The following is a 12,592-nucleotide window of genomic DNA, read 5'->3' on the forward strand; positions in this document are numbered from 1 at the left end:
AATCAGACGACGAGCCGCGCCTCGTCGGGTGTGCGCCCGGAGGCCACCTGGTCGTAGGCGGCGGCCATGGCCTCGACGGCATCGTCGAGGACCTCGACGTCCTGCGTGTACGGCAGGCGCACGAAGTGCTCGAACGCGCCCTGCACACCGAAGCGCGGACCGGCGGAGAGCAGCACACCGTGGGACGGCGCGGCCGCAGCCAGCGAGGTCGACACCGGTTCGGGCATCCTCGCCCACAGCGACATCCCGCCCTGACCCGGCGTGTACTCCCAGTCGGGCAACCGCCGATCCAAGGCGTCGCACAGCGCACGACGCCGTTCCCTCAACGCGGCGCGGCGACGTTCGAGCAGTTCGTCGACGTCGGAGAGCAGATGCGCGGCCGCGAGCTGTTCCATGACGGGCGTGCCCAGGTCGACTGCGGTCCGCGCTCCGGCCAGCCGGACGATCGTGTCGCGGTCGGCGCGTATCCATCCCACCCGCAGGCCACCCCACAGCGATTTCGCCGTCGAGCCGACCGTCACCACCGACGCGCCGGCAGGCATGGCTGCGACGGGAGGCGGCGGCGGGGCGTCGAGCCAGAGATCGACCATCGACTCGTCGACGACGAGCGTGGTCCGCGTGTCGCGCATGATGCGGGCCAGTTCGGCGCGGCCGTCCTCGTCGAGGCACAGGCCCGTGGGATTGTGGAAGTCGGGGACGAGGAAGGCGGTGCGCGCCGCGGTCTGTCGGACGGCGCTGGCCACACCGTCGAGATCCCAGCCGCCGTGCGGGCCGTTCTCCGGGCGCACCGGAACCGGCACCGGGCGGGCGCCGTAGCGGCGGATCGCTTCGAGCGCATTGGGATAGGTGGGGTGGTCGACGACCACCCGGTCGCCGGGGTCGTCGAGCACACCGAGCAGCAGGCGCATCGCGTGCTGCGCCCCGGAGGTGACCATGATCTGGTCGGGCGAGGTGGGCAGTCCACGCTCGCGGTAGCGACGGGCGATGACCTCGCGCAGCACCGACACCCCGATCGGTTCCATGCCGTGCGAGTCGAGATAGGTCGACATCGACCGCAGCGCCGCCGCATACGCCGCCTCGATCTCCGCTGCCGGCGCGGGCAGCGAGGCATTGCTCAGATCGATCGCCGGACCGATCGGCATCCGGAACCCGGTGTTCTCGGAGCCCCGGCGAGCAGGCACGGCGACCGTGCTGCGGGCGCCCTGGCGGCTGCGCAGATAGCCCTCTTCCCGCAGCGCCGCGTAGGCGGAGGCGACAGTGGTGCGGCTCACCGACAGCGCGGCGGCGAGTTCCCGCTCGCTGGGCAGGGCGACCCCGAGTGGAACGCGACCGTCGTGCACGAGCAGGCGGATGCTGTCCGCGAGCGCCCGGTAGGCAGGGCGGGGATCGGGGCGAGCGGAGCGACGGGAATGCGACTGCCCGGAATCCTGCCAGTTGCCGAGGTCGCGGACGAGCGAACCGGCTCCGATCGCTCGAGTGATCACCGATCCAGTATGCCCCGCGCCGCGCGGGCGGGATCAGGACGGTGGATCGAGCACCTGACGGAACAGGACCGTCCCGCGCGAGTCGAGCAACTCGACCCGCATCTGCCTCGTCGCGCCGTCGATGAACACCTCCCCGAAGTGCTGATATCCGTCCATCGGCGAGGTGTTCGCCGCCGGGGGCGCGTGCACGAAGACGGCCTCGGGCCCGAACGTCCCGTCCAGTTCGTTGGGTCCGAAAGCACCGGCGTTGAGCGGTCCCGAGACGAACTCCCAGAACTCGTCGAAGTCGGTGAACGAAGCGCGGTCCGGCGAATAGTGATGTGCGGCCGTGTAGTGCACATCGGCGGTCAGCCACACGGTGCCGGTGATCCTGCGCGCCTTGACGGCCGACAGGACCTGCGCGATCTCCGATTCCCTACCCGACGGAGCGCCGTTGTCCCCATTCGCGATTCCTTCGAAGGCCGTGTCACCGTCGGGTACCACCAGACCGATCGGCAGGTCGGCGGCGATGATCTTCCAGGTGGCGGTCGAACGGGTGAGTTCGTCGACGAGCCACTGCGTCTGCGCGCTGCCGAGCACCTGCCCCGCCGCGCCGACGTTGGTACCGTTGGCGTCCTTGTAGGTCCGCATGTCGAGTACGAAGACGTCGAGCAGCGGTCCGTACCGCACGACCCGGTGGATGCGTCCGTCGACGGCCTCCGCCGGATCGAGCGGGAGCCACTCGTGGAAGGCACGGAAAGCCCGTTCCGCCAGGACGTCCACCCTCTTCTCGGTGTACTGCTCGAGATCCAGGATCTCACCCGCGTACCAGTTGTTGACGGTCTCATGGTCGTCCCACTGCACGATCTGCGCGACGGAGGAGTTGAACCGCCGGTAGTTCTCGTCCATGAGGTTGTAGGCGTACTGGCCGCGGTACTCGTCGAGGGTCTGCGCCATGGCGCTCTTGGCCTCGGTGACGACGTTGCGCCAGATCCGACCGTCCGGCAGCTCGACGGTCTCCTTCAGCGGATTGTCGGCGTACACGACGTCGCCGGAATGCACGAACAGGTGCGGGTCGCGACGGGCCATCGTGTCGAAGATCGTCATCCCACCGATGTCGGGGTTGATGCCGAAGCCCTGGCCGGCGGTGTCGCCGGACCACTGCAGCCTGATGTCGCCGGGAGCGGTCGGGGCGGTGCGGAACAGACCCGTCACCGGCTCGGACGTGGCGCCGTCCTCGCCTTCGAGGACGACACGGTAGTGCACCTGCTCGCCGGCCGGCAGTCCCGTCAGCCGCAGCCGGCCGGTTCCGTCGGTCTCGGGTGTGAGCAGTCCACCCACGTGCCGGACGGGATCGGTGAAGGATTCGGTGGCCGCCGTCTCCACGACGAGCCGCGCCGGCCGATCCGAGCGCGCCCACACGAGCGCCCCGTCGGCCCGCACGTCGCCGGTGGCCACACCGTGGGTGAGGATCGGCCGCTCACGAACCAGGCTCGGCGTTGCAACGGAACGTCCCGACGAGCACGCCGCCACCGGAGCCGCGAGGGCTCCGAGCGCGACAGTGCGTAGCAGGGTTCGACGGGACACGTACATGGTTCTCCCCGGGGGTCCGACGGACTGTGCGGGACGAGCGTGCACAGTCCGTGCGAACCGTCGGTGAACATGCAGTGAGGGATCGGTGCCCGTCCGACGACGAATCGGAGCGGACCGGAGGCTACCCCGTCAGCGGATGACGTCGCGGCGGACGATCGTCTCGTCGCGGCCCGGTCCGACACCGATGCAGGAGATGTAGGCGCCCGAGAGCTCCTCGAGACGCAGCACGTAGTTCTGCGCGTTCTTCGGCAGCTCCTCGAAGGTGCGGGCGTGGGTGATGTCCTCCCACCAGCCCGGCATCTCCTCGTAGATCGGCTTGGCGTGGTGCACGTCCGTCTGCGTCATCGGCATCTCGTCGATACGCACACCGTCGACCTCGTAGCCGACGCAGATCGGCACGGTGTCGAGACCCGACAGCACGTCGAGCTTGGTGAGGAAGTAGTCGGTGATGCCGTTGACGCGGGTCGCGTAGCGGGCGATGACGGCGTCGAACCAGCCCGTGCGGCGGGCGCGGCCGGTGGTGACACCGACCTCTCCACCCTGCTTGGCGAGGTAGGCACCGTGGTCGTCGAACAACTCGGTCGGGAACGGACCCGAGCCGACGCGGGTGGTGTAGGCCTTGAGGATGCCCAGCACCGTCGAGATCTTCGCCGGGCCGATACCCGAACCGACAGCGGCACCGCCGGCGGTGGGGTTGGACGACGTCACGTACGGATAGGTGCCGTGGTCGACGTCGAGCAGCGTGCCCTGCGACCCCTCGAGGAGGATCGTGTCGCCGCGCTCGAGCGCCTTGTTCAGTTCGAGGCGCGTGTCGGTGATGCGGTGCTTGAAACCCTCGGCCTGGGTGAGGACCTCGTCGACCACCTGCTGCGGGTCGAGCGCCTTGCGGTTGTAGATCTTGACGAGCACCTGGTTCTTGAATTCCAGTGCGGCCTCGACCTTCTGGGTGAGGATCTTCTCGTCGAGCACGTCGGCGACCCGCACGCCCACGCGGGCGATCTTGTCCTGGTAGCAGGGGCCGATACCGCGTCCGGTGGTGCCGATCTTCTTCTTGCCGAGGAAGCGCTCGGTGACCTTGTCGATGGCCACGTGGTACGGCATGATCAGGTGCGCATCGGCCGAGAGCAGCAGACGGGACGTGTCGACGTCGCGCTTCTCGAGGCCTTCGAGCTCGGTGAGCAGCACACCCGGATCCACCACGACACCGTTGCCGATAACGTTGTTGACGCCGGGCGTCAGGATGCCCGACGGGATCAGGTGCAGGGCGAACTTGTCGCCGTTGGGCAGCACGACCGTGTGACCGGCGTTGTTGCCGCCCTGGTAGCGCACGACCCACTGCAGACGTCCGCCGAGTAGATCGGTAGCTTTGCCCTTGCCCTCGTCGCCCCACTGGGCTCCGATCAGGACGATTGCCGGCATGTCGCGCTCTCCTCAGGCAGGTGTCTACGTGCGGGCGGTCTCGCCTGCAGGGTCCTGCCCAACCGGGCAGCAGCCGGGACCACAGTGTAGTCCACCCTCCGACGAGCGCGAATGACGGGACTGCCCAAGCGCCCGGAGCTGCGGCGCGCGGTGGCGGGTCGCCGCCGCCCTCCCCCACCGGCTTCCCATTACAGTGGACGCAGCCGAGAGCCCGACGAACCCGACCCCTCGAGGAGACCCGTTGACCCCGGTAGTGCTCAGATGCGGTGACGTGCCATTGCCGTTGGCGCTGACCCCCGTGACCGCACTGTCTGCGCCTGCCCTCCCCGAGAAGGACGACTTCGAGGACGTCTTCGCGCATCTCGAGTCGGTGGAGGACCCTCGTCTGGTCCTCGTAGGCAACGACGCGGCCTTCGCCGCGACCGTCACCCGGCTGATGCGCACCGAACGTCTCGACCTGGAGGTCGCGTACGTCCCGGAGACACGAACGCCGGCCACGGAGGCGTACGGGCTGCGGACGGGGTCGAAGGCCGCCACCGTCGCCCTCCAGGGGGTCGCGAAGCCGTTGCCGCTCATCCGCGACGACGCCGGTATCGCCCTCGTCGGCCGTGCGCTGCTGTGCGGTGAGAACGGCGATGCGCTCGTCGGGGAGGCCTACGTCGACGACACCCGCCTGTTCTCCGGCACGGTGCCCGGCATCCGTGTCGAACCCACGCCGGCGATGCCCGGTCTGCGGGCCGCGATCGACCGGCCGCGCTGGTTCGGCGGCTACAAGTGGCTGACGGGCCGGGCCATGCAGTTGGGTTCCCCCGCCGCGGTCGTCACCCGCGACGGGGTCGCGAACCCCCGGGCTCTCAAGCGGTCGACCTTCTACCGGCACGACAAGAAGTGGAAGCTCGTCCGCTGAGATCCATTTTCAGCCGACGTTGACCCCGTAGTCCCGCGCGATGCCCGCCAGGCCCGAGGCGTAGCCCTGGCCGATGGCGCGGAACTTCCACTCGCCACCGTGGCGGTACAGCTCACCGAAGACCATCGCGGTCTCGGTGGACGCATCCTCGGTGAGGTCGTACCGGGCGAGTTCCCGGCCGTCGGCGCGGTCGACGACGCGGATGAACGCGTTGCGTACCTGACCGAACGACTGGCCGCGCGCGTCGGCGTCGTGGATCGACACCGGGAAGACGATCGACTTGACCTCCGCGGGAACGGCGACGAGGTCGACGTTCACGCTCTCGTCGTCGCCCTCTCCCTCACCGGTGAGGTTGTCGCCGGTGTGCTCGACGGAGCCGTCCGGCGAACGCAGGTTGTTGTAGAAGACGAAATGCTGGTCGGACAGGACCTTGCCGTTCTCGCTCGTCAGCAGAGCGCTGGCGTCGAGATCGAAGTCCGCGCCGGTCGTCGCGCGCACGTCCCAGCCGAGACCCACCGTCACCGCCGTCAGGTTCGGAGCCTCCTTCGACAGCGAAACGTTGCCGCCCTTGGCCAAGCTCACACCCATACCGAATCCTCTCGCTCGATGATCGTTGCCTACCGCCACCCTAGTGAAGACCGGACGAGTCGGGCAGGGACGTGTGAAGGCCGTCCCGCAGGGGTAGTCGCAGTGCACCGGACGATGGCCGGGGACGGCGTTCCCGGCCTTTCGGTGTGTACGCCGGATGTCGCGTGAGTGAGAAGAGGGTCGGCTGTGGTGATTCGAGTCGCGTCGGTTCCTGCGTCGCACGTCTACGTGAGGCACCTCGCGTGCCCGGAGGGCGACGACGTGATCCGGTTGACGGATCCGGTTCCCGCCGACGGCCGCAAGGTGCCCGGCGGCTGGTGGCCACCGTTGATGCTCGAACCGGGCTGGGTGAGCGACCACCACGAGGAATTCGACGTCTTCCACATCCATTTCGGTTTCGACGCGATCGGCGCGGAGCAACTGCAGGACGTCGTCGCCGACCTCGCCGAGCACGACAAGCCTCTCGTGTACACGGTGCACGACCTGCGGAACCCGCACCATCCCACGCCCGGTGAACACCACAAGCAACTCGACGTGCTGATCCCGGCGGCGGACGAACTGATCACCCTCACGCCGGGCGCTGCCGAGCGGATCCGTCTGCGCTGGGGACGGGAGGCGACGGTCCTGCCGCATCCGCACGTCGTCGAACAGCACTGGCTCGAGCGACCGCGTCGCGACGAGAGTCCGTTCGTCGTGGGAGTCCACGCGAAGAGCCTGCGCGCGAACATGGATCTGTTCCCGGTGCTCGACACGCTGGCCGAGACCGTGCGCTCGCTTCCCGATGCGGTGTTGCAGATCAACGTGCACGACGAGATCTTCGATCCCGACAATGCGTACTGGTACAACCCGGAAGCCGGTTCCCGCATCCTGCAGTACGGCGAGCAACCCCGGGTGGACGTGCGGGTGCATCCGTACTTCTCCGACGACGAACTGTGGCAGTACCTCTCGGATCTGTCGGTGTCGGTGCTGCCCTACCGTTTCGGAACCCATTCGGGTTGGCTCGAGGCGTGTTTCGACCTCGGCACCGCGGTGGTCGCGCCGAGTTGCGGCTTCTACGGTGAGCAACGCCGGTGCGGTGTGTACACCTACGACGAGGACACCTTCGACGCCGACTCGCTCGACCGGTGTGTGCGAGAACTGTACGAGAGCAGGGATCTTCCGCGAGCCGACTGGTCGCAACGTATGGACGAGCGTCGCGCGCTGGCCCGCGCCCATCGTGACATCTACCTGCGTGCGATGAGCGGCCGGAGCGGATCATGACGCCGTTGCGCATCGCGCTCATCGCGTCGAACCGGTATCCGATCCGCCAGCCCTTCGCCGGCGGACTCGAAGCACACGTGTGGCATCTCGCCCACGCGCTCGGCAAGGACGGCCACGAGGTGACGCTCTTCGCCGCACCGGGATCCGATCCGGACCTTCCGGCCTCGTTCTTCGAGGTGCCGTCCTTCGAGGCCGGCGAACTCGCACGCAGCGATGTGTCGATGCCCCCGGCGAACGGCTTCCTCGGCGACCACCACGCCTACCTGTCGCTGATGCTCGATCTCGCCGGACCGTCCGCCGCTGCCTTCGACGTCGTGCACAACCACAGCCTGCACTACCTGCCGATCGCGATGGCCCGCATGTTGCGCACTCCGTTGCTCTGCACGCTGCACACGCCGCCGACACCGTGGCTCGAGTCGGCGATGGCGACGCCGGGTGAGTGCCCGGGCACATTCGTCGCGGTCAGCCGGCACACCGCGACGGCCTGGGAACATGCCACGCCCGGTCCGGTGGCGGTCGTGCCCAACGGTGTCGATCTCGGAGCGTGGCCGGTCGGTTCGGGTGGCGAGGACCTGATCTGGTTCGGCCGCCTCGTACCGGAGAAGGGCGCGCATCTCGCGATCGAGGCCGCGCGCCGAGCCGGTTACCGGCTGCGGATCGCGGGCCCGATCAGCAACCGCAGGTACTTCGCGGAACACGTCGAACCGTTCCTCGGTCCCGACGTGATCTATCTCGGTCACCTCTCCCAGCCGGATCTCGCTGCCGCGGTGGGACGTTCGGCAGCAGCACTCATCACCCCGCAATGGGACGAACCGTACGGGCTCGTCGTCGCCGAGTCCCTCGCGTGCGGGACACCCGTGGTGGCCTTCGCGCGCGGCGGCATCCCGGAGGTCGTCGACGAGAGCAGCGGATGCCTGGTCGCGCCGGACGACATCGACGGCCTGGCCGCGGCGATACCCCGCGCGGCCGGCCTGTCCCGTTCCTCCGCCCGGGGCCGCGCGGAGGAACGCTGTTCGGAACGCACGATGGTCGACGCGTACGTCTCGCTGTATCGGGAACTCGCGGGAGCGGCATGATCGGCTACTACATCCATCACCACGGGCACGGACACCGCACCCGTGCGAGCAGCATCTGCGCGCATCTGCGGACGCCGGTGACAGCATTGTCGTCGGTGCCGCTCGGCACCGCCGCCGACGCCTTCGACGACGTGGTGCTTCTCCCCCGCGACGACCTCGCCATCGACACCGCGCAGAACCCGACGGCCCACGACGTCCTCCATTGGGTACCCGCCCACGACGACGGTCTCCGCGAGCGCATGCACGCACTGGGATCGTGGATCGCCGCGACGCGCCCGAGCCTACTGGTGGTGGACGTGTCGGTGGAGGTGACGCTCCTCGCCCGGTTGTACGGCATCCCCGTGGTGGTGCTCGCGATGCCGGGTGACCGCACCGACACCGCGCACACGTTGGCCTACAGCGTCGCCGACCATCTCGTCGCACCGTGGTCGCAGGAGGTCTACGACCCGCGCTGGCTGCGCCGGTATCCAACCTCGTACGTCGGCGGCATCAGCCGTTTCGACGGTCGCCCGTCCCCCACCCCTGTGGCCGGCGAGAAGCCGAGGGTCCTCGTCATGAGCGGCAGCGGCGGATCGTCGATCACCGTCGACGACCTGCACCGGTTCTCGTCGCGCCTTCCCCAATACGAATGGGAGGGTCTCGGTGTCGCGGGCGGCCCGTGGATCGACGACCCGTGGCCCGTCCTCACCGGCGCCGACGTCGTGATCGGGCACGCGGGCCAGAACACCGTCGCCGACATCGCGGCCGCCGCGCGACCGGCAGTCGTCATCGCCGAGCCCCGACCGTTCGACGAACAGCACTCCACCGCAACGGCTCTGGACAAGGCCGGACTCGCGGTGGGTCTCGACGGGTGGCCCGACCCGGACCGCTGGCCCGAACTGATCGAGCGAGCACGCGGCCTCGACCCCGTCGAATGGAAACGCTGGCAGGTGGACGGTGCCGCGGGGCGCGCGGCGGCGATTGTGGACGAACTTGCGGAGAGGTCATGACGGTCTCGGTCGTCACCGTCGCCGCGGGTCGCGGCACGCATCTGCGACGGCAACTCGACGGCCTCGCCCGCAGCACCCGGACACCCGACGAGCACATCGTCGTCGCAATGGGCGATCCGGAGGTCGCGGAGGTGGTCGCCGCTGCGGGATCGTCTGCGTGGGTGGTGGAGATGGACGTCGACTCCGCGAAACTGCCGGTCGGGGAGGCGCGGAATCTGGGTGCGCGGAGGGCGTCGTCGGATCTGCTCGTCTTCCTCGACGTCGACTGCATCCCCGCTCCCGACCTCATCGAACGGTATGCCGAGGCGGCCGGCCGGCACCCGGCTGCGCTGCTCAACGGTCCGGTCACCTATCTGTCCGAACCGGACACCGGCGGCTACGATCTCGACCGGTTGGGCGACTCGATCGATCCGCATCCGGCACGTCCCTTCCCCTCCTCGGGTGAGATCGTGCTGGACGACAGGCACGAGTTGTTCTGGTCGCTGTCGTTCGCGGCCCGGTCGCTCGTGTGGGACCGCATCGGCGGGTTCTGCACCGCCTACAGCGGATACGGCGGCGAGGACACCGATTTCGGGCAGAAGGCCGCGCGCGCCGGAGTCCCGATGGCCTGGGTCGGCGGCGCCCACGCCTTCCACCAGTACCACCCGGTATCGAGCCCACCGGTCGAGCATCTCGACGACATCCTCACCAACGCCGCGCTGTTCCACCAACGTTGGGGCTGGTGGCCGATGCGGGGGTGGCTCGACGAGTTCGAGCGTCTCGGTCTCGCCGCTTTCGACACCCGGGAGCGGCGATGGGCACGCACTCGACCGTGAACTGGTATCACGGCGTGTGCTAATTTCGGCACCGTCATTACGACGACGCCAGAGGAAGCCGGTGCGATTCCGGCGCGGTCCCGCCACTGTGACCGGAGAGCGATCTCCGGGAGCCAGATACTCCCGTCGCCGTACCTCCTTGCCCGGGGCGGACTTCCCCGAGAGAGGGCGTGATCGCCATGCGTGTACGCGCAGCCTTCCCGAAGCTCCTGGTCGCGCTGACCTCGGCGAGTCTTCTGCTCGCCGGGTGTTCGACGACCGCATCCGATACCGAGAACGACGCCTCGGACGGGTGTATCACCGACTTCGACCCCTCGGTCGACTATTTCCCCGACAAGTCCGAGATCGTCGACGCCGAGAACTTCTCGATCACCTACGAGAAGAGCTACCAGGTTCTCACCGTGAACGAACCGTTCTCCGCGGCACCACCGGAGTCGTACGTGCTGGTCAAGTGCGGTGCACCTGCTCCGGAGCTGTCGGGCGAGCTGGCCGCGGCCCAGCAGATTCAGGTGCCGATCACGAGCTTGTATTCGGGTTCGACCACCCACCTGCCACTGGTGACCGAACTCGATGCGCTCGACGTTCTCAGCGGCGTCTCGAACGGCTCCTATGTCTCCGACCCCGCCGTGATCGAACGCATCGAATCGGGCGCCGTCGCCGAGTATGCCGCGGGCGGCAACATCGACACCGAAGCCGTGGTGCTCGCTGCACCCGACGTTCTCATGACCGGCGGCACCGACGATCCCGCCTACGCCCAGCTGCGGGAGGCCGGAATCGGCGTGGTCGCCAATGCCGAGTGGCTCGAGGCATCTCCGCTGGGACGCGCAGAGTGGATCAAGGTGATGGCCGCGCTGACCGGCAAGGAGAAAGAGGCGGCACAGGTCTACGACGATATCCGGAACCGTTATCTCGATGTGGCGGCGAAAGCCTCCGACGTGGAACCGGCTCCCGTTCTGCTGGGTGGGATGGCACAGGGCACGTGGTACATGTCCTCCGGCGGCAGCTTCATGGGCCGGTTGTTCAGCGACGCCGGTGCGCAGTGGCCGTGGCAGGACGTGACCACCGCCGGCTCGCTTCCCCTCGACTTCGAGGCTGTGGTCGCCGAAGCATCCGATGCGCCGACCTGGCTCGTGGTGAACAACTGGACGTCGATCGGTGACGCACTCGCCGACGACGAACGGTACCGCTCGCTGGCCGCTGTCGGCACCGGCCGGGTATGGAACGGGAACAAGGCTCTCGGCCCCCACGGGGGCAACGACTTCTACGAGCGGGGCGTCTTGCGACCCGATCTGATCCTCTCGGACCTCGTGGCAATTCTGCATCCCGACCTGTTGCCCGACCACGAGTTCACGTTCTACCAGCAGCTACCGGCATGACCGCCGTGTTCGGGGCGTCCCCTGCCGCGACCGAGTCCGCGCCCGATTCGCCGCCGGGGACCGGACGGGTCTCGCTCGTGTTCACGGCGCTGATCGTGGGACTGGCGGCGGCAACGATTCTGTCGGTGACACTGGGTTCGGTGACGGTGCCGCTCGGCGAGACCCTCCGGGTCCTGTTCGGCCAGGAAGCATCGGATCCGCGCTGGAGCATGGTGGTTCGTGACCTGCGGCTACCGCGAACGATCACCGCGATCGCGGTCGGGGCGGCGCTGGGGATCGCGGGTCTGCAGATGCAGACGCTGTTCCGGAACGCTCTGGCGGACCCGTTCATCCTCGGTGCCAGTTCCGGCGCGAGTCTCGGCGTGGCGATCGTCGTGGTGATCGGCGGCGGCGGAGCGAGTGGCTTCACCGCAGGCCTGGCGGGTCTCGGGCGTGCGGGTGTGGTGCTCGCCGCGGCGCTGGGGGCGGCTGCGGTTCTCCTGCTGATCGTATTGCTGTCGCGGTGGGTGCGGTCGGCCGTGACCCTGTTGCTCATCGGAGTGATGCTCGGATCGGCGACCACAGCCGTCGTCTCGGTACTGCTGGTGTATTCGGACCCGCAGCGCAGCCAGCAGTTCCTGGTGTGGGGACTCGGGAGCTTCACGGCCACGACGTGGTCGGATCTGAAGTTGCTCGTCCCTGTCGTGCTCGGCGGGATCGCCGTCGCACTGCTCACCGTGCGCGCGCTCAATGCGCTGCTGCTCGGTGAGGGCTACGCCCGGTCCATGGGCATCGATATTCGCGTCGTCCGCCTCACCACCGTGGTGTCGGCCGCTCTCCTGGCCGGGGCCACCACCGCGTTCTGCGGCCCGATCGGATTTCTCGGATTGATCGTCCCGCATCTGGCCCGCATGGCCTTCGGCACCTCGGACCATCGCATACTGCTTCCCGGTGTCGCGTTGCTCGGAGCCGTACTCGCCCTCGTCTGCGGGATCGTGAGCCAGATGCCCAGTACCGACACGGTGTTCCCCCTCAACGCCGTCACCGCCATCGTCGGCGCTCCCGTCGTGATCGCCGTTCTCATCCGCAGCCGACGCGGAGCACTGGGAGCAGCACTGTGACCCCGA

11 protein-coding genes and 1 riboswitch are annotated in these 12,592 nt (G+C 68.5%); of the genes, 7 read left to right on the top strand and 4 right to left on the bottom strand.

Features of this window, described 5'->3' with window-relative positions; all coding sequences use genetic code 11:
- Positions 1 to 2: 2 nt before the first annotated feature.
- The 3 genes from yczR to C6Y44_RS19870 all read right to left on the bottom strand — a co-directional run bounded on the left by yczR (position 3) and on the right by C6Y44_RS19870 (position 4,475).
- On the bottom strand, positions 3 to 1,484 hold the full coding sequence (gene yczR, locus C6Y44_RS19860) for a MocR-like transcription factor YczR (protein WP_159417658.1): 1,482 nt from the start codon (positions 1,482 to 1,484) through the stop codon (positions 3 to 5).
- Between the two features lie 33 nt (positions 1,485 to 1,517).
- Positions 1,518 to 3,056, bottom strand: coding sequence for an alkaline phosphatase D family protein (locus C6Y44_RS19865; protein WP_159417657.1), 1,539 nt, complete (start codon positions 3,054 to 3,056; stop codon positions 1,518 to 1,520).
- 129 nt (positions 3,057 to 3,185) lie between these two features.
- Complete coding sequence (locus tag C6Y44_RS19870; protein ID WP_006552940.1) at positions 3,186 to 4,475, bottom strand: adenylosuccinate synthase; 1,290 nt, start codon at positions 4,473 to 4,475, stop codon at positions 3,186 to 3,188.
- A gap of 253 nt (positions 4,476 to 4,728) precedes the next feature.
- Here C6Y44_RS19870 and C6Y44_RS19875 point away from each other — a divergent pair, with 253 nt between their 5' ends.
- Positions 4,729 to 5,382, top strand: coding sequence for a hypothetical protein (locus tag C6Y44_RS19875; protein WP_174247114.1), 654 nt, complete (start codon positions 4,729 to 4,731; stop codon positions 5,380 to 5,382).
- Positions 5,383 to 5,391: 9 nt separating this feature from the next.
- Here the strand turns inward: C6Y44_RS19875 and C6Y44_RS19880 are convergent, their stop codons facing one another.
- On the bottom strand, positions 5,392 to 5,970 hold the full coding sequence (locus C6Y44_RS19880) for a TerD family protein (protein WP_006552942.1): 579 nt from the start codon (positions 5,968 to 5,970) through the stop codon (positions 5,392 to 5,394).
- Positions 5,971 to 6,159: 189 nt separating this feature from the next.
- Between C6Y44_RS19880 and C6Y44_RS19885 the strand changes: the two genes are divergently transcribed.
- The 6 genes from C6Y44_RS19885 to C6Y44_RS19910 all read left to right on the top strand — a co-directional run bounded on the left by C6Y44_RS19885 (position 6,160) and on the right by C6Y44_RS19910 (position 12,586).
- Positions 6,160 to 7,230 carry a glycosyltransferase family protein gene (locus C6Y44_RS19885; RefSeq protein ID WP_159419142.1) on the top strand — a complete coding sequence of 357 codons (1,071 nt, stop codon included), beginning with the start codon at positions 6,160 to 6,162 and terminating at the stop codon, positions 7,228 to 7,230.
- The gene (locus C6Y44_RS19890) at positions 7,227 to 8,306 is read left to right on the top strand and encodes a glycosyltransferase (protein ID WP_159417656.1); all 1,080 of its coding nucleotides are present in this window, start codon (positions 7,227 to 7,229) and stop codon (positions 8,304 to 8,306) included. Before C6Y44_RS19885 ends, C6Y44_RS19890 begins: the two co-directional genes overlap by 4 nt.
- Positions 8,303 to 9,295: a glycosyltransferase gene (locus C6Y44_RS19895; RefSeq protein WP_159417655.1), complete on the top strand. Its 993-nt coding sequence runs from the start codon at positions 8,303 to 8,305 to the stop codon at positions 9,293 to 9,295. Before C6Y44_RS19890 ends, C6Y44_RS19895 begins: the two co-directional genes overlap by 4 nt.
- Positions 9,292 to 10,110 carry a glycosyltransferase family 2 protein gene (locus tag C6Y44_RS19900; protein WP_159417654.1) on the top strand — a complete coding sequence of 273 codons (819 nt, stop codon included), beginning with the start codon at positions 9,292 to 9,294 and terminating at the stop codon, positions 10,108 to 10,110. The genes C6Y44_RS19895 and C6Y44_RS19900 overlap by 4 nt, the downstream gene beginning before the upstream one ends.
- Before the next feature lie 18 nt (positions 10,111 to 10,128).
- A riboswitch (cobalamin riboswitch) is annotated at positions 10,129 to 10,249 on the top strand.
- A 40-nt stretch (positions 10,250 to 10,289) separates the two neighbouring features.
- Positions 10,290 to 11,486: an ABC transporter substrate-binding protein gene (locus C6Y44_RS19905; RefSeq protein ID WP_159417653.1), complete on the top strand. Its 1,197-nt coding sequence runs from the start codon at positions 10,290 to 10,292 to the stop codon at positions 11,484 to 11,486.
- On the top strand, positions 11,483 to 12,586 hold the full coding sequence (locus C6Y44_RS19910; RefSeq protein ID WP_159417652.1) for a FecCD family ABC transporter permease: 1,104 nt from the start codon (positions 11,483 to 11,485) through the stop codon (positions 12,584 to 12,586). Before C6Y44_RS19905 ends, C6Y44_RS19910 begins: the two co-directional genes overlap by 4 nt.
- The last annotated feature ends 6 nt before the right edge of the window (positions 12,587 to 12,592 follow it).

Source organism: Rhodococcus rhodochrous, assembly GCF_014854695.1.
Lineage (GTDB): Bacteria > Actinomycetota > Actinomycetes > Mycobacteriales > Mycobacteriaceae > Rhodococcus.